This is a genomic window from Kribbella shirazensis (assembly GCF_011761605.1).
Lineage (GTDB): Bacteria > Actinomycetota > Actinomycetes > Propionibacteriales > Kribbellaceae > Kribbella > Kribbella shirazensis.
Genome location: NZ_JAASRO010000001.1, coordinates 4,060,031 through 4,081,280, shown reverse-complemented (window position 1 = coordinate 4,081,280; position 21,250 = coordinate 4,060,031). Strand labels below are relative to the sequence as shown.

Below are 21,250 nucleotides of genomic sequence, written 5' to 3'. Positions count from 1 at the left end.
CGCTACGGCAGCGGTTGCCATTCGTCGTTCGGCATGCGGAGGATCGCCCACCCCACCGCGGCGAACCCCGCTGCCTGCAGTCCCCAGCCGACCAGGTCCAGCGGGTGACTGCTGATGATGACCGAGATCAGGTGCAGCGGCTGCGAGACCGCGACCGCCACCGCGGCCCAGCGTCCGCCGACGCCCGACCGCCACATCGCGATCCCGAGCAGGATCGTGCCGAGCACGTGCCCGGTCACGAACACCGCAGCGGCCAGATCGACCGAGCCGTGCGTGGTCTCGACGGCCCTCGTGATCGACGCCGGGTCGAGACCCGCGGTCCCGGCCGACCAGGTGAAGACGTCGCTCACCGTCGCGATCGGCAAGGACAGGTACCCCGGAATCATCAGGAACAATGCGATCCCGGTGAGCCACGGCGTACCGCGGCGTGTCAGCCGGCCCACGAAGTACACCCCCGGCACCAGGGTGACGAACCCGAGGTAGGCCAGCCAGATCACCAACGAACTGCGATCGAGGTCGCCCACGATCTTGCTGGTGATCGTCGGCATGTCGTCCGCCGTGTCGTAGGGCAGCAGGAACCGCAGGAGCGCGATCGCCGCCGGTCCGATCGGCAGGATCAGCACCGCCATCCACCGCCAGGCGGCACGGCTGTCGACGCGCGTCGACGTACGACTGATCGTCTGTGTCATCGCGCACCGACCAGCTCACGCTTCGGCAGCAGTACGGCGATGACGCCGACCACCGTCGCGGCGACGCCGACTCCGGCAGCCAGGACCGCGGCCGTCGGTACGCCGGACTCGAAGAACGCCGGTACTGCGAGCAACGCCGAGGCCAGGCGCAGCGTGATCAGCGGCGCCAGCGCCCACCGCTTGCCGCGCCAGGCGAACACGACGAGCACCACACTGATCAGCCCGATCACGGCGGCTCCGATCGCGATGCTCATCGGCGGGTGCTCCCCGTCGGTGACGAGCGGCGTGGCAAGGTCCCCCAGCGCCAGAAGCCCCAGCAGGACGAGCCCGAATCTGTACATCTCCCTACCCCCTTCTCTCGGTGTCGCCCTACCGTCGCCCGTGAGCCGGACCGGTCGCCTGGGGGCCGGTTCCTTCCCGGACGGGCAGTTCCCCGGTCGATCCGGGATCCCGTTCCCGAGACGCCGGGACCGCTTCGGGAGCACACTTCCGGTATGACAACGCCCGTGAACCGCCGCGGCTCCGTCGGCGCACCGCCCGGAATGCTGACCGGTGTGCTTGCCTGCTTGCTGGCTGCGCTGGTGATCGCCGAGGTGGTCGTCGCCGTCGCGTACGGCGTCTCGGCCGGCTGGGGCTGGCAGGAACTGGTCGACAGCTTCGTCATGACGAACTCGCTGATGGCCCTGACGTTCAGCCTCTGCGGCGCGGTCATCGCGTGGCACCGGCCGGCCAATCCGATCGGCTGGCTCTTCCTCGCCGACGGGATCGGGCACGCCACCACGCCGTTCGCCAACGTCCTCGCTCATGCGACGGACAGTCAGCTCGCGCAGCAGGTTCTCGTCACCGTTTCGCTGGCAGCGTGGCCGTGGTCGATCGGGCTGTTCCTGCCGCTGGCACTGCTGCTGTTCCCGAACGGCCGGCTGGTGTCACCGCGCTGGCGGTGGGCCGCTATCGGGATCGTCGTGACGTCACCGCTGTTCGTCCTGGAGATGGCCGGGGGCGGCGAGCCGGTGTCTCCCGATCTTCCGCTCGGGTACCTGACGATCTCGAACTTCGACGCGCTGCAGCCCCTGTGGACCGCGACCGAAGTACGGAACCTGATCGCAATCCTGCTGCCCGTCATTTGCCTGGGAATCCGGTACCGGCGCGCGGACGAAGCGGGCCGTCGGCAACTGCTGTGGTTGCTGCTGGCATCAGTCATCGCGATCTTGTTCATCACACCCTGGGCGTTCGTCGCCGGTACACCGATCCTTGTCCTGCTGGCGATTCCGCTGATTCCGATCGCGGTCGCGGTGGCGATCGTCCGGTACCGGCTGCTCGACATCCGGCTGGTCGTGTCGCGCGCGTTGACGTGGGCGTTGCTGTCGTTGGTCGCCATCGGGATCTATGCGGCGCTGGTTGCTCTGCTCGATTCGCTGATCACCTCGCAGGTCGGGCGTTCGGCCGCGGTGACGGTGTTCGTGGCGTTGATCATCGCGCCGGTGCTGCCGCGCCTGCAGCAGCTCGTCGATCGGGCGCTGTACGGCGATCGGCACGATCCGGCGCGGGTGGCGTCGCGGGTCGGCGAGCAGTTGTCGGCCGGTCTGCCCGGCGTGGTCGCGTCGATCCGGTCCGCGCTCCGGTTGCCGTACGCCGGGTTGACGGTGGACGGGGTCGTCGTCGCGTCGGACGGTGCGGCCGCGAGTTCCGTCGTACCGCTGGAGCTTTCGTACGGCGGTGAGGTGGTCGGGCTGCTCGAGGTCGGGGTGCGGTCGGGCGAGTCGGGGTTGTCGTCGGCGGATCGGAGTGTGCTCGGGTTGGTCGCCGTACCGCTGGCCGTTGCTGTGCACGCGACGCGGTTGTCGGCGGAGTTGCAGGCGTCGCGCGAGAGGCTCGTGGCTGCGCGTGAGGAGGAGCGGCGGAGGTTGCGCCGGGATCTCCATGACGGTCTCGGGCCTACGCTCACGGGGGTGGCGTTCTCGGCGGATGCTGCCGCCAATCTCATCACGAGGTCAGCGGATACCGTGCGGGCGGTCGAACTGCTAGCACGGCTGCGCGCCGACACCCGCTCCGCGATCACCGACGTACGTCGTTTGGTCGACGATCTCCGCCCGCCGGCGCTGGACGAGCTCGGGCTGATCGGGGCGCTGCGCCAGCGGGCCGACCAGATGTCGATCCGGGCCGACGGTTCGGCGATCCGGGTGGAGGTCACGGCCGAGGAGCTGCCGACGCTGCCGGCTGCTCTGGAAGTCGCGGCGTACCGGATCGCGACGGAGGCGTTGGCGAACGTCGTGCGGCACGCGCGGGCGTCGTCCGCCGTGCTGACGCTGCGATGTGGACGCGAACTGGAGATCGAGATAACGGACGACGGCCCGCCGAGCGGGCCCTGGACACCCGGCGTCGGCCTTCAGGCCATGCAGGAACGCGCCGCCGAACTGGGCGGCACCTTCAGCGCCGGATCCACTCCCCAGGGCGGCCGCGTCCAGGCCCGCTTCCCTCTCCCGGTCTCCACACTGCAGGTTCCTCTGGAGGTGCTGTGATCCGGGTTGTGCTGGCCGATGACCATCCGGTGGTGCGCGCCGGGCTGGAGGCGTTGCTGAGTTCGCTGCCTGGGATCGAGGTGGTCGGCGTCGCCGCGACCGGGCGCGAGGCGATCCGCGAAGTCGTCACCACCCGCCCGGACGTCGCCGTTCTCGACCTGCAGATGCCGGACCTCGACGGTTTCGCGGCCACCCGCGAACTCGCCCGCTCCGCCCCCGAGGTCGCCGTCCTCGTGCTCACCATGTTCGAGGACGACGACTCGGTGTTCGCCGCGATGCGCGCCGGCGCCCGCGGCTACCTCGTCAAAGGCGCCGAACAGGAAGAGATCGCCCGCGCGATCCACGCCGTCGCCGCCGGCGAAGCCATCTTCGGCCCCGGCGTCGCCCGCCGCGTCCTCACCTTCTTCGCTGCCCCACCGCCCACCGACCCGTTCCCCGAACTCACCACCCGCGAACGCCAGATCCTCGACCTGCTCGCCGCCGGCCTGTCCAACCCCGCGATCGCCACCCGCCTCGACCTGGCCCCCAAAACCGTCGCCAACAACGTCTCCACCATCTTCACCAAGCTAGGCACCGCCGACCGAGCCACCGCCATAATCCAAGCCCGCAACGCCGGCTTGGGGGTACCGAAGGACAGGACGTAGTCGCTCAGGCCGCGCGGCCGCCAGCCTGAGCAGGGCGGGGGTGGCGCCGGGATCGCCCACTACCTCCTAATGGGTGTTACCGGGTCGGTCGCTGGCAGACTCGGTGGCTGGTAGCCGCTGGCGGGTGAGCACTCATACCTCCTGGACTGTTTGAGTCCTGACGACAGAGCGTGCCCTCGCTGGTGGTGCGGGAGATTGTAGGGCTGATGGGGTGTCGTGCCCACCGCTGCTGGTTGGTTGGTGTGAGCACTGATCCATTAGGGCGCTCAAGGTCTCTCGCGGGCTGCCGGGATTGGTCGGGAGGCGATGGGAGAGTTGTTGTGTTGTTTGTGGGTGACGACTGGGCCGAAGGGCATCACGACCTGCAGGTCGAGGACGACCAGGGCCGGGTCCTGGCCCGTGGGCGGGTGGACGAGGGCATTGCCGGGATGGTTCGGTTCCACGAGTTGGTGGCGGAGTTCCTGGGCGATGATGCCGGTCCGGAGGAGGTGGTGATCGGGATCGAGACCGATCGCGGGCCGTGGGTGGCCGCGTTGCTGGCGGCGGGGTATGTGGTGTTCGCGGTGAACCCGAAACTTGCTGCCCGGCACCGTGAGAGTTTGTCGTTGTCGGGTGCGAAGGACGACAAGACCGATGCCCGGACGCTGGCCGACCTGGTCCGGACCCGTAGGCATCAACTGCGGCCGGTCACGGCCGATTCCGAGCTGGCCGACGGGGTCAAGGTGCTCGCCCGGGCGCATCAGTCGCTGATCCAGGAGCGGACCCGGCACCTGCTGCGGCTGCGGGCCGCGCTGCGGGAGTACTTCCCGGCCGCGCTGGTTGCCTACCAGCAAGGGACGTTGACGCTGACCGGTGCCGACGTGCTGGCGTTACTGGCCAAGGCCCCCACCCCGGCAGCGGCGGCGAAACTGACGATCGTCCAGATCACCGCGGCGTTGAAGACCGCCGGGCGGCGAGGCGACCTGGCCGAACGGGCCGCGGCGGTGCAGGCCGCGCTGCGCACCGAGCACCTCGGCCAGCCCGAGATCATCACCGCCGCCTACGCGGCCACGGTCGGCTCCACGGTCGCGATCCTGCAGACCCTGAACACCCAGATCCCTGCCCTGCAGGAAGGGGTCGAGGCCTCTTTTGGCCGGCACCCGGACGTTGAGATCTACCGCAGCCAGCCCGGCCTCGGACCGATCCTCGGCGCCCGGGTGCTCGCAGAGTTCGGCGACGCCCCCGGCCGCTACGCCGACGCCAAAGCCCGCAAGAACTACGCCGGCACCGCACCCATCACCCGCCAATCCGGCAAACTGAAAACCGTGCACGCCCGGTTCATCCACAACAACCGGCTCGTCAACGCCATCGACCTGTGGGCCAGCGCCGCCACCCTGCACGACGCCGATGTCCGCGCCTACTACGACCAACTCCGCGGCCGCGGCCTCGGCCACCACGCCGCGCTACGCCAGATCGGCAACCGGCTCGTCGGCATCCTCCACGGCTGCCTCAAAACCCACACCCTCTACAACCCCCAAACCGCCTGGTCACACCGCGCCACAACCCAAGCCGCTTGACACCCTTAGCTCTAGGGGTGTCTGTCGGTCGGTCCCTCGATCGCGTTCAGGTACCGGTTGCCGAGGGTTTTGAGGTGAGTGATGAGGGCGGGTGGGCCGTCGACGTGGAAGTCGAGGCCGAGCATGCCGATGTAGACGGCGACGGTCTCCAGGGAGTCGGCGCCGGTGACGAGGACGCAGGTGTTGTCGTCGACGGACTCGACGATGCCGACGGCGGCGTGGATGCGGGACAGGACTTCCTGCGCGGGCGCATACACCGTGATCCGGGCATGTACCTTCCACCCGGCCGACGCCACGTCGCGTAGTACGAAATCGGTGTAGGCCGCGTCCGCCATCGGCTTCGGCTGATAGCGCCGACCCGTTGCCATCCGCAACGACATCCAGTCGACGCGGTACGTCCGCCACTCCGCCTGCTCGTCCCGCGCGACGAGATGCCAGTACCCGTGCCAGCTCACCAGGCGGTACGGCTCGACCAGGATCGGCAGGTCCTGCGTCGCACTCGACCCGGCCTTGTAGAGCGAGACGCCGTCCGGTACGACGTACTCGAAGCGGAGATAGTGCTCGTCGCGGATGCACGCGGCGATCGTCGACAGTACGGCGGTGTCGATCTCGGGGGCGTCGACGTTCGAACGGGTGTTGTCGGGGCCCTTCTCCATCGCCTTGTTGATCGCGTCCACCTGGCGTTGCAGGCGGTGCGGGAGAACCTGCTCGAGCTTCGTCAGCGCGCGGACGCTGCTCTCCGCCATACCGACAACGCCCGCGCCGGTCCGTAGACCGACGGCGACCGCGACCGCTTCCTCGTCGTCGAGCAGCAGCGGCGGGAGCTTCGCGCCGACGCCCAACTGATAGTGGCCGGCCGGGCCGCGGGTGGCGTCGACCGGGTACCCGAGCTCGCGGAGCCGGTCGATGTCGTTCCGGACCGTCCGCGTCGACACGTCGAGCCGTTCCGCCAGCTCGGCGCCGGTCCAGGCCGGGCGGGTCTGGAGCAGGCCTAGCAGTGCTAGCAGACGCTGCGAAGTCTCGAGCAAAATTGGTCTCCCATTTAGGAATCTAATGTTCCTATATGGATCCTACGGTAAAGCCATGAACACGAACGAGAGCATCCGGCCCTTCACCGTCACGATCGACCAGGCCGACCTGGACGACCTGCTTCAGCGGCTCGCGCGGACCCGTCTCCCCGAGCCGGCTCCCGGCGACGACTGGGACTACGGCACCCCGAACCACTACCTCCGCGAGATGGTCGACCACTGGCAGAACGGATTCGACTGGCGGGCACAGGAGGCCCGGATGAACGAGTTCCCGCACTACCTGACCGAGATCGACGGGCAGACCGTGCACTTCATCCACGTACCGTCTGCCGTCGAGGGCGCGACGCCGCTCCTCCTGACCCACACGTACCCGGGTTCGTTCGTCGACTTCCTCGACATGATCGGCCCGCTCACGGACCCGGCGGCGTACGGCGGCTCGCCCGCGGACGCCTTCTCGGTGGTCGTCCCGTCGATCCCCGGCTTCGGGTTCAGCACGCCGCTCGTCGACCGCGGTTGGACGATGGCGCGGGTGGCCCGGACGTTCGACACGCTGATGCGGCGCCTCGGGTACGACTCGTACGGCACCCACGGGTCGGACGCCGGCGCGATGGTCGCCCGCGAACTCGGCCTGATGAACCCTGAAGGCTTCCTCGGGCTGCACGTCCTGCAACTGTTCTCGTTCCCGTCGGGCGACCCGTCCGAGTTCGAGAAGTTCACGCCGGCAGACTACGCGGCGCTCGAGCACCTGCAGTGGTTCCAGTCGGTCGGCGGGTACAACGCGATCAACTCGACCCGCCCGCAAACCGTTGCCGTCGGCATCTCCGACTCCCCCGTCGGCCAACTCGCCTGGAACGAACTCTTCAACAGCTTCGGCAACGGCACCAGCCTGCTCACCGCCGACCAGATCCTCACCGAGGTCTCGCTCTACTGGTTCACCAACACCTCAGCCGCCGCCGGCCGCTACCACTACGAGGAGTCCCACGCCAACGCCGAACCGGCCCTGAACCACGCCCGCACCGGAGTAGCCGTCTTCGCCGACGACTTCAAAACCATCCGTCCCCTGGCCGACCGAGACAACACCAACATCACCCACTGGTCCAACTTCGACAAGGGCGGCCACTACGCCTCCCTCGAACGCCCCGAAGAACTCACCGCAGATCTCCGCACCTTCTTCCGCAACCACTGACCAGCACGAAGGGCCGGCCTCCGGGCCGGCCTTTCAGTTGTTGGAGTTCAGTGGTCGGTGTCGATGATGCCGACCTGCCTCGGCCCGGAGCTGTCGAGCACGGCGATTCCCGGCTCGAAGAAACGACTGAGGTAGATCCTCTGCCCGTCGGGGCTGACCGCTATCCGGGCGGGCAGGCCGAGGTTCGCGTTCAAGGACCCGACAACTTTCCGGCTGCCGGTGTCGATGACCTGGACCGTGTCCTCCTTTCCCGAGCGCCCGAACAGGCACAGGAACCTGCCGTCGTTGCTCACGGCACCGTCTTTGAGGTCACCTGGCACAGCGTTCTTCGTCGGCTTGGAGAGTTCGACTTTCGTGTTGATGACGGCGTATGACGCCTTGCCGACGACATAGAGCGCTCCGTCGGGACCAGAGATCAGATCGCCCGGCGCATCGCCGACCGCGATCGGGCTCCGGACCGCCTGCCGGGACCTGGCGTCGAGGACCGCAACGGTATCCGTGTCGCGGGACGAGACGTAGAGCCGACCGCTGTCGTCGACCGCGACATCGGTCGGCGTGGTGCCGGCAGCGAGCGGACCGCCGACCGTCGTCAGCGTCTCGGTGTTGATCTCGGTGATCGTCGCCGCCGTCTGGCTGAGCACGAACAGCCGGTCCGTCGCGGTGTTCAGCGCGAACGTCGTCGGCCCGGGCGCGACGGCGATCGGGCGGCCGACTACGGTCCAGGAGGCGGCGTCGATCACCGAGACCGAGTTCGACTTCGAGTTGGCGACGTACAGCCGGGACCCGTCGGGCTCGACGATCAGGTTGCTCGGAAACTCGCCGACCTCGAGCGGTTCACCGACGCGCTCCTGGGTCGTCGTACTGAACCTCATCACCCGGCCGTTCTGGGTATCGGTCGCGTACAGGAAGCGGTCGTCGGGACTGATCGCGAGGCCGACCGCCAACGGGGGCCGCGGAGCAGGCGGTACGACCGCGACGCCGACGACGCCGAGGACTGGAGGAGCAAGAAGGGCGGCCGCGGTGACCCGTAGGCCTAAGGGTCTGCCGGTCCGGAGGGGCAACACCGTCGCCACGCCGAGCACGAGCCAGACCGCGAGCAACGCAATCGCGGCGAGTTGGGGCAGGTCGGTGTCGCGCTGGAACCGCAGGAAGCCGAACAGGAGCGCGAAGCCGCTCACGACCCAACCGGCGAGGAACTGACGGTTCAGCTGGATCAGCGGTCCAGCGATCGCGATCTCAGCGGTCAGTACGTAGAGAACTGTCACCCAGAGCGGATGCACCCTGGCGTGCCGGTCGACGTACAGCAGGATCAGCAGCACCAGGATCGCCGCCACGGCGCCTAGCACCAGCAGCAACCTATGTGGCGCGCTGCGAACAGGCGAAATACGGCGCAACCGGAGCAGGCCGACGACACCAGCGGCGACCCAGGCGACAGACCCGATCAAGTACCAGGTGGCCGGCAAGGGCTGCAGGCTTCTCGAGAACTCGTGCAGAATCCACCCGGTCGCCTGAACCGTGGCCAGGAGCGCCGGCCCCGCAAGCCCGGCGGCGAACGTGGACGCGTTGGTGCGCAGCCTGACCACCACCGGGACAGCAGCGACCGCTAGCGCTGCTACAACGATCGTCTGCCAGACGCGCGGTGCCGCGATGACCGCACAAACGATCTGCGCGACGGCGGCGACCGCGGCGAGGCCCACAATTGGCCAGTCCAGCTCCGGCAGGCTGACACGGCCGCGCCAGCGTCGTGCGGACGCTCTCGCTGCGGCGCTGAACGTCGGACCGGTTGCACGTCTAGGGGTTGGCGTCGTGGTCGGCTGTGGACGGACGGGCGGTGGCGGGTTGTCGAGATATGCCTGAGCCATGGCCGCGATGCTGCGGCTGTCGTCGTCGCGGAGTAGTTCGAGCTGCTCGCGCGCGGTCCGCCGTACCAACTCGTTGTTTGCCTGCAACAACTGACCCAGCGGGGCGATCGCCGTCTGGCGGATCTCCGTGATCGGGCTGTTGACCGCGCCCGCGAGATGATCGGGCAGAGCCCAGCGCGCGTTGGATGCGACGACCGTCCGGCCCTCGACCTCGGCGAACTGGCGGGGACGCTGGTTCGGCTGCTCGGCGGTGACGGCGTTGTAGGTGTAGTCGTACAGCTCTTCGGTCGTGATGTCGCCGTCGGCGTCGAGGTCGGCCGCGCCGGTACGCAGCCCTTCGACGAGGTGGTGCGTGAACACCGATTCCGTTCCTTCGAAGGCGTACTGCGTCGAGTCGGAGGCGGTCAGCACGATCCGCCCACGCCCTCCGAACGCTTCCTTAGTGTGGACGGCGGAATCCGACTTGGCGAACTGCTCCGCGGCATACGCCCCGCTGTAGCAGCAGTCGAGGATGAGGACGGTCTGCCGCGGTCTGCTCTCCGACACCGTGTCCCGCACCAGATCCGACGACAACGCAGTGAACCGCAGACTGTCCCGCGCCGTGTTCTTCATCGCCAGGTAGAGCCGGCCGTTGTCGTCCTTCAAACCGTGCCCACTGAAGTACAGCAGCATCAGGTCGTCGCGCTCACCGGCGGCGAAGAAGTCCGCGATCGCCTTCCCCACCTCATGGGTGGGTTTGTTCATCAGCACCTGTACGTCGAATCCGGCGACCGCCTGATCCTCCAGTACTTCGGCCAACGCCTCGACGTCCCGCTCCGGCGCCGCCAGCCGCCGCAACCCGGTGTCCTCGTACTCGTACGTGGCCACCAACAGGGCCCGCCGCATGACTGATTCAGCTCGCTTCGTGCCGACGCAGGAAGGCCTCGATCAGCTCCCGCTGCTCCTCGGCGGACGCAGCCTCCACCTCGATCGAGTCTGCACCGACCGTGAGCTTGACCCGCTGCCCCGAGGTCCTACGCCCGAGCCAGTCTCGCAGGATCGAAATCAGCAACGGCACCATCCCACCGGCCCCACCCAACGCAACCGCGACCGCCCCCACCGCAGCCGCATCCCCCTTCGCCCCCGCAGGCGCCGCCGCCAGCACATCGCGCGTCTCGAACTCCCCCTGCAGCTCCCGCCGCAACTGCCGAATCCCCCGATCCGCCACCTCCGGATCCCCATCCACCAGCACAACATCAACCCAAGCCCCCACAACCCCACCCCTCCCCAAGCTCGCGCTAATAGTCCTCGACAACCCCGCCCTTCCGCAACGGTAAGTAGCCACCCACTTCCCGTCCGCACCCCCGGCTGGCGCCGCTCACCCCACTCACCCAACCCACCCGACAACAACGTCTGAGGGTTCGCTTCAGTTGCAAGCGCCTGTGGATAACTCCGCTCGCCTACGTCAGCCGGCTTCTATCCTGAAGGTCAGTTTTAACCCGCGAAAGGACAAACATGGATGCCGACGAAACGCCGTACCTCCTCGCCGACGGAGAACGCGTCTGGGTCATCAAGACGTCCACGGCTGCAGGGCTCCTCCCGCAGATGCTCGAACGATTTCGGGCCGGTGAGCCCGAACCACTGATCTTCGGCGACGCCGGCCAGCCGGAGGCCGTCGTCATCCCGTTCGACGTCTGGCGTCGGCTCGATGCATTGGCAACCGACGAGAACGGATTCGATGCGACGTACGCCGTGGCACGAGAGCGCCTCGCAAGTCCCGGACGGTCAATTCCGATCGAGGATGTCGCCGCCGAGCTCGGGTTGAATCTCGATGAGCCCGTCGACGACTCAGACCTGCCAAACAAGCAATGACCCGGTATCGCCTGCTCGTCCGCGAGGAGGTGCTGAGGCAACTAGCTGCCCTTCGGCAGGCCGGAAGCCAGCAACCAGGCGGCCTACGCGATCGGGAGTTCCGAACCCTCGAGCTGGGTCTTCGCGCCATCGCCCATGGCCAGGAAGCCGACTTCACGGGTAAGCGTCTCGGATTCGCGACCCATGACCTGAGCGACTGTGCCGAGATCAAACTCTCGGCTATCCCCGAGTCTCGAGGCAACCGCGAGCTCGGTCCCTCACACCGCCTCATCTACCGTGAGTTCGAGGCCGAAGACGGCGGACTGCCGTACCGCCAGGTGATCGCCTTCGAGCCGCGCAAGGACGACCGCCCTTTTGACGTAGCAGCCGCCCGCCTCGGCCGCGAACGCGGCGTCAGGATCCACGAGTTCAGGCCAGCCGTCCGCACCGACCCACCCGCACCAATCCGCCAAGCACTCCCACAAGACCTCCGCATCGCCCTGGCCGCAGCATCCGATGTGGCACCTGCCCATGGTGCTGTCGGTGCCGCACCTCAGGCTCAGAGCTCACGCATCGGCCCGCACCGAACCGGTCCACCCAGCAGGGAGCTGTAGCACCGCGCGCGATGTGCGCTCACCAAGGAACATCGCTTGGTCGCTCCACCGCCACGATAGAACGGCAGACCCACAACGCGATCAACTCGCCCCGCCCGCAACCCGTTGCCGTCGGCATCTCCGACGCCCCCGTCGGCCACTCGCCTGGAACGAACTCTTCAACACAGCTTCGGCAACAGCACCAGCCTGCTCACCCAGGACAGGATCCTCACTGAGGTCTCGCTCTACTGGTTCACCAACTGAACTCCGCCCACCCGTACCTCCCAACAACGGTGGAGACCCTAGCCACAGGGACTACGCGGCCCGAACCGACGACCTGTCGAGGTTCGGCGCACATCAGACCCCGGAAGGCGTGTCATCGCCGGCCGCAGCGACCTCGAGTGCCCGTCCGAAGTGACGATACAAATGGGAGAGCAGGCTCAGCCCGTCGAGACAGTCCTGATAGGACATCGCGTCGGCCTCCACCAGCCGCTGCTCCTCCTCGTGCGCATAGGGATTTCGGAAGGCGACAACTGACCCTTCCGACAACTTCAGGTGGCCGTCACGAAAGTTCGTCAGCGTCTCCTTGTCGAAGCCCGCGTCTTGGTAGGGGCGCGCGATGTCGATCCGTGGTGAACGGCCTTCTTTGGCGTTGAAAGCTTGGTTCATGATGTCCCGGCCCTTGTTTCCGGTCGCTCCCGCCGCTCGTTTGACGTCGTTGATGAAACGCTTGAGTGCTTCGGACAACGCCGCATGAAAGTGGCCGGACTCGTAGTACGTCTGTGAGACTTCCTGGATGACAGGGTGCAAGTGCCGCCAGTGAAGGTCCGCGTAGTCGGGGGCGATGGTCCGCAGGCTGTTCAGGAGCGACGAGCGATCCGCCTCGGCCAGCGCGGAATCCGGTGACGTCAGGATCGAGGCTGCTTCTTCGACGGCAACGCGCTCGCTGCTCCTGATCGAGCCGACCCACTTGTCGACGTCGACCCCGTGATCCGTTCGGATTCGCGCCTTGTTGGCGTCACGTCGAGCGGTCCGTCGCTCACGGGAGAACCATTGCACGAGCTTCTGGAGACAGGCGTTGAGTGCAGCCGTCGGCTCGCCGTCCCAACTGACGGAGCGTCGATCGGTCGAAATGACGTCCGCCGCGCCGTCGTCGATGTAATCGACGTCGAGATAGCCGGTCAGGTAGGAGAACGCGTAGCTGGACTCGGAGACGCCGAAGAACTCCGGCTCGTTCGCGAGTCGCCCGTGTGCGTACAGCGCGATTCCCCGGTGATCGGCACCGACCGGCTTAGCAGCCGCAACCACCCGGCCGGTGATGCCAGCATCGGGCAGTTCGTCTCGAAGAGAGTTGGGAAGATCGTCCGGAATTCGCCACTCGGCATCCAGTTCCAGCCGGTTCAGGTGGGTGTCCCGATTGATCGGAGGTACTGGCCCGGCAGCGGCATCGATTACCACGATCTCGAAGTCAGCGTCGAGATAACCGAAGAGTCGAGCGAGACTGTTCGCCAGCTCGACGGCGTTGACGGGACTCCTCCGGCGCAGCTCGCGCAATTCCACGATGGTGCCGTGGCGATCCGAGTCGGCCTCGGTTCGCGTCAGGTCGGGTTTGTACTCGGAGCCTGTCGCACTCTTGATCGCGTTCCAGCTCATCACGACATGGAGATTGTCCGTGACCCCTCGGCGCTTCGTCGTCAGCTCGATCCTCTCGCCGATGCCGAACAATGCCAGCTTTCCCAGGCCCTTCTTTCCGGCGACGACACGACGACCGGACTCCGAGCGTCCCTCGCCCTGGGCCCTTCGATTACGGCCGATGCGCAGGTACTTCTCCTGGAGGTCGTCGAAATCCATACCGTGCCCGTTGTCCCGGACGGTGACGGAACCGCCGCCGGCGTCGTTGCGCACTATCACCTCCACCCGCGTCGCATCCGCGTCGTAGGAATTGGCTATCAACTCGGCCAGCGCGTTGGGCAGGTGGGAGTACATCTTGTAACCGAGATGCTCGATGGTCAGTGGATCGAATTCCAGCGTCAGCTCTGGTTTCACAACGTCGTTCCTCGCTCTGCGCCGGCCTCACCCGGACTACCTTGTCGGCTTCCGCCGCATGCGTTGTCCGGCTCTGCAATTCACAACTCCGTCGACGCCCGGCGATCTCGAAGATAGCGAAGATCGGCACAGCAGCTGTCGAGGAAGGGCGTGTCACTCTCAGCCTGATGGCTTCGACGAAACGGCTCGAGACGCCCGAATCGCCTCGATCGATTCCTGTGCGACACTACGCAGCTCGTTGTCGAGCGCTTCGGGCGGCAGCGCCTCGAAGACCACGAACGGGCTCAGGCGCAGCAGACGCTGAAGAAAGTCGCGCAGGACGTCCCGCTCCTTGCCTCCGTCCAGTTCGAGATCCGACCACGCCCGCAGGATCGCCTTGACGAGCAACGGGCTGCCACCGAGCGCCTTGCGGCGGGCGTAAATCTGGTCGAAGGCCGCCTCCCCGAGAACGTCGAGCGCCCGGTAGGGATCGGCATCCTCCGGCGAGTAGACGAGCTGAGCTCGCCACCACAGCCTGCCGAGAACGTGTCGGGTGATATCCGTCCCGAGCACGCGGTCGCCCGGTGGCTGTGGGTACCGCCAGTAGGCGACATCCGGCAGTAGCACCAGTGCAAGGAAGGCCCAGACGTCACCCGACGCCGCCTCGGCCGGGATGATCTTCATGGTGCCGTGCAAGTACCTGGCCAGCTGAAGATCGAAGTCCCCGCGCGCGTCTCGTGACGACTCGCCCGGAAATCCGAACTGCGCGGCCAGTTGCCGGAGCCCGTCGCGGAGCTCCTCGAGTCGGCGGACGGACACCCGATCGCCACCCGTGGCGGCATAGATGGCCGATTCGTGCGATGTCGCCGATCGGCCGCCGAGATCGCGGATGGCGAGGGTCCTGTAGAGCTCGTGCAGCGGCTTCGCCTGCTCCGTGAGCAGACGCGGGTAAAGAAGATTCATTCGATCTCCTCGAACAGCCTGACCGCCGCTCGCAGCTCCGATGCGAAATGGGTCGGGGAGTGTTCCATCCGCAACTTCAGGTCCTCGCGTGAAACCCCTGGGAAGAATCGGTCCAACAAGGAGACGATGGTCGCCCCGAGCGTCCCCTCGGGGTACGACGTGTCGCCGTCGACCAGCTCGTCGGATCGCAACCCGTGCTCCACCATCGTTCGAGCAACGTCGCAGTACACCGCCGACAGAATCGCCTTGTCGACCGTGCGTGGCCGAGCAGCGTTCTGGAGCGCACGGACCGTTGCGAGATTCCGCTCGTTCACGAGCAGGATCATCCCGCCCATCGTCGCCGACATCAGGTTGGTGGAGATCTGAACATGCCATGCGGCATCGTTCGGGAACGACGTCTTCCCGAAGTCGATCACGGAGATCGGGAACTGCGGGGCATCGCCTTGCAGCTGAACCTCGTGACTGTCGCGCCAGAGCACGGACCCTGCGCGACGCGGCGTGGCGGCGGTCTGCTCGACATTGCGAGAGTCCAGGACGACAGCCGTCTCGAGGGTCAGCCGGCCGCCGACCTCCGTTCCAGGGATCCGGACCTCGACCTGACAGACGTCCCGATCCGGGCCCGAGAGCGCCGTACGGTACCCGGCCGCCTTGAGACCGGAACCGCTCGCCGTCCAGACAACTGCGAGCGCGAGCGGAACGTCGGGTGACAGGCCTGCGCCGACGCGCAGCGACTTGGTGTCGATCTCGACGTCGCGCCGAATCACCAGATTCGTCTGGTAGTCCCAGTCCGGAAGCCGGTCGGGCATCGGAATCAGTTCGTCGCCCAGGGCAAGGACCCAGCCGCCGACGTTCACCGTCTCGCTCGCCGGCAGCCGGTAGGGCATCGCCCGCCTGGTCATGACTCCACGTCCGATCGGCTCGTGATCACTACCTCGGTCATCGTGTCGAGGGCCGGTCGCACCAGCACGCTCCAGACCGTCCCGTCGCCGCCCTCGAGGCGAGGCGATCGATCTCCCACGAATCGACCGTCGTCGGACCTCCATCCCATGACGACCGGCTGATCGGCCCCCACCGGCGGATCCGTCTCCCGGGAACCGGCCCCGGCCAGGACGGCCACATCGGCGGTCACGTCGTGGCCGCCATCCATCGGCAGACGGAAGGCCTGCACGACCACCGTCTTGCCGTCGAGCAGCTCGACGCGGGGATCGTCGACGTACTCGATCGACGACGTCCGCACCGGTCGCGGATCGCCCTTCCGGTGTCTGCCGCCCTTCCCTGTGGTGTCTCGCCCGCGCGCGGACGTGAAGTCGGTCGCTCCTCCCAGCCCCTCGGCACCGGCCACCAAGGACGCGAAATGACTGCTCGCAGCACCGAGAGCAAGTGCAGCCGAACCACCCCGCGCGGTGCCGCCCAGCTCCAGCAGACCTTCGAGCGCCTCCTTGATGCGGAGGAAGGTCGTCCGAACGAAGGTGTTCTGCGGTGCCTGCAAGGACTGTGGATTCCAGCTGTCGTGCGTCGGTGGCTCGGCGCGCGCGTAGACATCGTCCATCGCCGGGTCCGCACGAAAGACGCCGGCATAGGCGAGAAGTTCACTCGGCGGCTTCGGACCGGGGCGGTAGGTCACGACCAACTCGGCCGGCCTCATCAGGCACACGTGGTGGACCAGCGTGTCGACTCCGGCCGTCAACCCTGCCGGCGTCGGCGTCAGCGCAGGCGCCACCGTCTTGACGAGGCCCAGTCTGCCCAACAGTTTCTTCGGACTCCGGCATTCGAGCTCTCGACCACCTTCGCTGTCCAACTGCCGATACGCAGCCACGAAGAGGTCGAGCGGCCGTGTCGTCTCCGGATCCGGTACGACGACGTCACGCCCGTTGTGGCGTACGGCGAATCGCATGGGCGGGCGACCGTCGATTCTCCTGAGCATCTTCGGCCACAGCTGCCAGGCAACTGTCTCGGCGAGGTACTGCGCGACTTCTTCCGTGTCCCGATCGTCGAGCTCCGGATCGAAGATGACCACGTCAGTACCGGTTTCGTCGTCCTCGAACGGCTCCAACCCGAGCCTGCGGGCCATCTCGGCCGCGGCGTCGTCCACCAACGGCTCGACGATTCCGCTGGTCACATCGCCCCACCAGTGGCGACCGGTGTACCGCCGCTCCCCCGTGCCGTCAGCGCCTACGTAGCTCTTCCACAGGGCACACCCGATCAAACGCGTCTGCAGTCGGCCGGTGCCGTCGTCGCATCGGGTGTGTAGCAGCACTGTTCCGGCACTCGACAGCAGGTAGAAGATGCCCTTTCCGAAGCCGTACGTTCCGCCACCGAGCTCCTTGTCCCTCGGTTCGCCGATATTGCGGACGAAGGCGACGAAATCGTGGTTGCCGCCCTGGATCGTGTCCGCCCGCGTCGGCCCGCCGAGGCCGGTGGTTCCCCGGTCGGACACCGTGAGCGTGCGGATGTCGGATTTCTGTAGGATCCGACGCAACGGCAGGTGTGCGTCGATGGGAGCATTGCGCAGCAGCAGATCCCGCCAAGCCGACGAGTTCGCCGCACTCACCGACCCGATCGACAGCCGGAAGTCAACCACTTGTGCGTCGCTGCGCCGCGCATCCCAGGAGTTCTGGGCGGCCTCCCGAACGAGGATCGTCAGAAGGTCGAGCTCGGGCCGTCCGAGCTGATTGCGGATTCCCTCCGCCGCGCTTGCCCCTTCGGGAGGGAACGTCTGCGACAGCCACTCAGCTTGCATCAGAATCCCTCCTTGACAAGCGCGACGATCTGCTGCGTCGAGGCTTCCGTGTCGACAGGGTGTGGTGGCTCCGATGACAGATCGACCGTGTAGGCGACGTCGGTCACGGTGATCGGTACGCCGGCACTCGTCAACTCACTCGCCACCAGCCGAGGGAAGCCCTGCTCGACCGCGTAACAGCGCTCCTCGACAACGGCGAAGCGGGCATCCCCGTAGTGGGGCGCGTCCAGGAACTGGTAGCCGCCTGCCGACAACAGTGATCGGATCGCGTTCTCGTCGTCACAGGCCTCCACCACGCGCGTTGCAAGGTCGTTCAGTCTCCTGCCGCCTGCGCCGGCCTCCAGGCGCATCCAGTACAGGTGCAGACCACCGGGCGGGGCCTCGAGTTGGTCGAGCCCGTGGACTCGGATGCGACGGCCCTCGGTGGCCAGAGAGGACTTGATCTCGACAGCGTGTCGGGCGGAGGCGAAGTCGTGCCGGTGACCCGACGGCCCCTTCCAGAGGACATGCGCACCAGGATCCTGTTCGAGCAACCTCTCCAGGAAGACCAGCTCACCGAACAGGCCCGCCTGCTGCTCAATTCCGAGCAGATTGCTCTGCGACCGGAACAGCGCACGCCACCGATCGATCTGTCCGTACAGGGCCTTCAGGGCGTTCCCGGGCTGGCCCTCTACGTGCAGCAGCACGTCCGCACAGAGTCCGGTGAACACATCGTTCAGGTCGGCCCGTGCACAACACAGGTCGGCGAAGGTACGGAGTGAGGTCTCGTCCTCGAATAACACCTTCCTCAGGATCAGCGCCGGACCGTCGAGTCCGCCCCGAACTCTGCGCTCGGGCTGGATCGGTACGAGGATGTGTCGGTGTCCGGCACCGTCGACGGCCGCGACGACCGGTCCCTCGCCGGTCTCGACCGGGAGGTCCGAGACACGAAGTCGACCGCTCGCGTGACCGTCACGCTCGAGTGCCTGCCAATGTTGTTGCACGATGTCACGCAGGCCGGCGGTCACGCCGATTCCTCCGACTCCAACGCCGTGAAGTCCTCTTCCTCGATGTCGATGTTCGACAGATCGGCGGAGACGTAGTCCCACTCGATCGGACTGTCGACCTTGGGTTGCGGGAAGACCAGGCCGACCCCGATGACGTCGATCTCGGCGTCGAGGGCGACACGGTGCTTTCGGCCGGCCGCAGGTTCCGAGACCTTGTGGATCGGATAGAGGACGATCAGACCGGTGTCCGGCAGCTCGTTGCGCCGTCCCTCCTTGATCTCCTTCTCGTCGAGTTTGCCCTTGTCGCCGACCGACAGATCCACTGCTGCATCCCGCCGGCTCATCAGCGTCTTGATGTCGGCAACGCTGTCGTAGCCCACTTCGTCGCGGATGTCGTCCGTCGTTCCGAGGCGTGCACGAACAATCCGACCGACCTGGATGTCGGGGGCGAATTCGAAGGAGCCTAGCTGGGTGTCGACAGGATTGCCGACAAGCGCAACATTCCAGTTGGCCAGCGACCCGACCTCTTTTCTCCGCCGTTCGATGTAGCGGATCAACAGGTCCGAGTCGCACTCCTGCGACTTCTCGTGGAACTGGTAGACCCGGAGGAAGTCGAGAACGTGCTCGTACGGCACATCTCGAAAGATGTGTCGGCCGTGCTCGGCATCCGCCTCGTGCAGGCCGGAGGCCATCGCTCGGGTTACCAGATCTCTTGCCGCGTTCTGATTGACCTCGAGCCAGGTCTTGTCCCGGCGGAAGTATCTGGTCTGCACACGCTGCCCGCCGTACGCCGACCAAGCTTTGACGGCGTCCTTCATCTTCGCTGCAGTTGTGACGCGCAGCGAAGGGTGCGTCCGCAACCTCACCGCGAACGTCAACGGATCCTTGTCCTCGGTCATGTACAGGTCGATGTCACGGCGCATCTCGGTCTCGACGGTCGACAGGTGCCGGAACCAGTCCTGCAACTCTTCCGTCATCCAGATCCTGGGGAGGTCCGCATATCCGTCCCGATAGCCGAACCAGCGGCCCATCTGCAGGAGCGTGTCATAGGCGGAGACCGCCCGAACGAAGTAGCTGACGGACAAGCCCTCGAGGGTCAAGCCCCTGGACAACGTGTTGCCGCCGACCGCGATCGCGACGACCGGTCCGGATTCGTAGTCGAGTCGGTCCTCGCTGCTGGAGTTGTCCATGATGATCCGGCAGTCGTCGACCACGCCGGGCAACTCCACCAGCAATTCGTCGAAGGACACCGTCCGCTCCCCGAAATCGGATGCCGGCACCCTCGCCGTCTCCGCGTCCCACAGGGACCGCAACTCTTGCTGAACGTCCGGGTCGTGCAGGTCCGCGCGCAGATCGCGGCGAAGTTTCTCGAGCGGCGCGCGGAAACCGTTGTGAACGACGGTGTTCACGCTGGTGTGAATCAGCATCGTGCTGTGCTTCACCCCGGTGCCCCGCACCCGACGCGCTGCCGTGCTGAGCCAGAAGTACTTGACCGCAGTCCCGAGGGTCTCGGTCACCGTCGGCTGAAAGGTCTCGATGTCGTCGCGCCGCTTCGGACGGACGAAGTCGATGTCGGACTTCGGTACGGTGCGGATCATGTCGTAGCCGTCGTCGACCTCCCCAGGGTCCTCGCCGTCCAGGGCATAGCGACCAAAGATCACCTCGGTTCCGAAGTGGCCGGCCGGCTTGGGCAGGTTGACGACGAAGTCGCTCGGATAGAGGTCACCCGAACTCGGGTCGATCAGGAGATTGGCGAACGGCGTCGCCGTGTACCCGACATAGGCGGACTTCGGCAGCACGCCCATGATGTCGTGGATCAGCGGGTTGATGGTCCTGGAAGCCACCGTCGCCTGGTCGGCCTCGTCGTCGATCACCAGCGCAGGGCAGTCCCCCAGATAGTCGGATGCCGACCGCAGCCACGCACCGAACTTCCGCAGGACCGTCGCGTTCTTCTTGATCACGCACAGGACGTGGGTGCGGTTGCTCTTCCCGAAGAAGGACGCCGCGTTCGCGGTCGGTACGAAATCCCTGTCGAGGTCCGTGAGCTGCGCCCATCGGGTGGGGTTCGGCTCGATGAGCTGTTGCACCAGGCGGGCCTGGGTCTGGCGTCGCAACCCGTTGTGGACGCCCGCGAGCACGATGAACAGCTTGTAGCCGCGATCGGCAGCCTTCGCCATCACGGCGGTGAAGTTCGTGGTCTTGCCGGACTGGACGTAGCCGACGACCAATCCGCGTGTCGAGAACTCACGTTCCTTCGGGTGGCTGAGGAGCGACACCACCTTGGTCGACGCCGCGTCGAGAGACTCGACGGCCGAGTCGTTCCATCCGGTGTCGCGGAGCTTGTCGACGATCGCCGGCCAACACTTGTCACCGGCTCGCGGACCCGTGTACCAGGTGACCCGGTTGTCCTTGTACACGACCCGGGGCTCGTCCATTTCACGGATCTCGATCACCCGCTGTTCGTGACGGTCCCTGATCCGCTGGATGACGTCGTCACGAAGCCCGAGTACCTCGAGCGACTTGACGGCCTCCTCGGGCGTCCTCGTCTCGAGAAGGTCCCTGAACACCTCGTACTTGGCGTCGATCTCGTCACTCATGTGTTCCCCATGCTCGTCGCTGCAAACGAGGT

General features: G+C 66.6%; 17 protein-coding genes. 5 read left to right on the top strand and 12 right to left on the bottom strand.

Features of this window, described 5'->3' with window-relative positions; all coding sequences use genetic code 11:
• Positions 1–2: 2 nt before the first annotated feature.
• Entirely contained in the window at positions 3–689 is a 687-nt protein-coding gene (locus tag BJY22_RS19940; protein ID WP_167208917.1) for a hypothetical protein, read from the bottom strand.
• Positions 686–1,030 carry a hypothetical protein gene (locus BJY22_RS19935; RefSeq protein WP_167208915.1) on the bottom strand — a complete coding sequence of 115 codons (345 nt, stop codon included), beginning with the start codon at positions 1,028–1,030 and terminating at the stop codon, positions 686–688. Before BJY22_RS19935 ends, BJY22_RS19940 begins: the two co-directional genes overlap by 4 nt.
• A 153-nt stretch (positions 1,031–1,183) precedes the next feature.
• On the opposite strand from BJY22_RS19935, the gene BJY22_RS19930 reads away from it, so the two are divergent.
• The 3 genes from BJY22_RS19930 (at position 1,184) to BJY22_RS19920 (ending at position 5,408) form a co-directional block, all read left to right on the top strand.
• Entirely contained in the window at positions 1,184–3,208 is a 2,025-nt protein-coding gene (locus BJY22_RS19930; RefSeq protein WP_238350403.1) for a sensor histidine kinase, read from the top strand.
• Positions 3,205–3,852, top strand: a complete 648-nt coding sequence (locus BJY22_RS19925; protein ID WP_337758790.1) for a response regulator transcription factor — start codon at positions 3,205–3,207, stop codon at positions 3,850–3,852. Before BJY22_RS19930 ends, BJY22_RS19925 begins: the two co-directional genes overlap by 4 nt.
• Positions 3,853–4,172: 320 nt before the next feature.
• Complete coding sequence (locus BJY22_RS19920; RefSeq protein WP_167208913.1) at positions 4,173–5,408, top strand: IS110 family RNA-guided transposase; 1,236 nt, start codon at positions 4,173–4,175, stop codon at positions 5,406–5,408.
• Positions 5,409–5,419: 11 nt separating this feature from the next.
• On the opposite strand, the gene BJY22_RS19915 is transcribed toward BJY22_RS19920, so the two are convergent.
• On the bottom strand, positions 5,420–6,436 hold the full coding sequence (locus BJY22_RS19915; RefSeq protein WP_167208911.1) for a helix-turn-helix transcriptional regulator: 1,017 nt from the start codon (positions 6,434–6,436) through the stop codon (positions 5,420–5,422).
• A gap of 55 nt (positions 6,437–6,491) precedes the next feature.
• On the opposite strand from BJY22_RS19915, the gene BJY22_RS19910 reads away from it, so the two are divergent.
• Positions 6,492–7,622 (top strand): epoxide hydrolase family protein, encoded by a 1,131-nt coding sequence (locus BJY22_RS19910; protein ID WP_167208909.1) that lies wholly within the window; start codon positions 6,492–6,494, stop codon positions 7,620–7,622.
• A gap of 47 nt (positions 7,623–7,669) precedes the next feature.
• Here the strand turns inward: BJY22_RS19910 and BJY22_RS19905 are convergent, their stop codons facing one another.
• Entirely contained in the window at positions 7,670–10,369 is a 2,700-nt protein-coding gene (locus tag BJY22_RS19905; RefSeq protein WP_167208907.1) for a caspase, EACC1-associated type, read from the bottom strand.
• 7 nt (positions 10,370–10,376) lie between these two features.
• Positions 10,377–10,709 (bottom strand): effector-associated constant component EACC1, encoded by a 333-nt coding sequence (locus BJY22_RS19900; RefSeq protein ID WP_202891188.1) that lies wholly within the window; start codon positions 10,707–10,709, stop codon positions 10,377–10,379.
• Positions 10,710–10,978: 269 nt separating this feature from the next.
• Between BJY22_RS19900 and BJY22_RS19895 the strand changes: the two genes are divergently transcribed.
• Positions 10,979–11,335 carry a hypothetical protein gene (locus BJY22_RS19895; protein WP_167208903.1) on the top strand — a complete coding sequence of 119 codons (357 nt, stop codon included), beginning with the start codon at positions 10,979–10,981 and terminating at the stop codon, positions 11,333–11,335.
• 257 nt (positions 11,336–11,592) lie between these two features.
• Here the strand turns inward: BJY22_RS19895 and BJY22_RS19890 are convergent, their stop codons facing one another.
• The 7 genes from BJY22_RS19890 to BJY22_RS19860 all read right to left on the bottom strand — a co-directional run bounded on the left by BJY22_RS19890 (position 11,593) and on the right by BJY22_RS19860 (position 21,218).
• Positions 11,593–11,739 carry a hypothetical protein gene (locus BJY22_RS19890; RefSeq protein WP_167208901.1) on the bottom strand — a complete coding sequence of 49 codons (147 nt, stop codon included), beginning with the start codon at positions 11,737–11,739 and terminating at the stop codon, positions 11,593–11,595.
• A gap of 525 nt (positions 11,740–12,264) precedes the next feature.
• Complete coding sequence (locus tag BJY22_RS19885; protein ID WP_167208899.1) at positions 12,265–13,953, bottom strand: TIGR02391 family protein; 1,689 nt, start codon at positions 13,951–13,953, stop codon at positions 12,265–12,267.
• Positions 13,954–14,112: 159 nt separating this feature from the next.
• Complete coding sequence (locus BJY22_RS19880; protein ID WP_167208897.1) at positions 14,113–14,895, bottom strand: DUF6339 family protein; 783 nt, start codon at positions 14,893–14,895, stop codon at positions 14,113–14,115.
• On the bottom strand, positions 14,892–15,794 hold the full coding sequence (locus BJY22_RS41100) for a hypothetical protein (RefSeq protein ID WP_202891187.1): 903 nt from the start codon (positions 15,792–15,794) through the stop codon (positions 14,892–14,894). The genes BJY22_RS19880 and BJY22_RS41100 overlap by 4 nt, the downstream gene beginning before the upstream one ends.
• Positions 15,791–17,635, bottom strand: coding sequence for a hypothetical protein (locus tag BJY22_RS19870; RefSeq protein ID WP_167208895.1), 1,845 nt, complete (start codon positions 17,633–17,635; stop codon positions 15,791–15,793). The genes BJY22_RS41100 and BJY22_RS19870 overlap by 4 nt, the downstream gene beginning before the upstream one ends.
• Positions 17,635–18,642: a PD-(D/E)XK motif protein gene (locus tag BJY22_RS19865; protein WP_167208894.1), complete on the bottom strand. Its 1,008-nt coding sequence runs from the start codon at positions 18,640–18,642 to the stop codon at positions 17,635–17,637. Before BJY22_RS19865 ends, BJY22_RS19870 begins: the two co-directional genes overlap by 1 nt.
• Positions 18,639–21,218 carry a Z1 domain-containing protein gene (locus tag BJY22_RS19860; protein WP_167208892.1) on the bottom strand — a complete coding sequence of 860 codons (2,580 nt, stop codon included), beginning with the start codon at positions 21,216–21,218 and terminating at the stop codon, positions 18,639–18,641. The genes BJY22_RS19865 and BJY22_RS19860 overlap by 4 nt, the downstream gene beginning before the upstream one ends.
• Positions 21,219–21,250 lie beyond the last annotated feature (32 nt).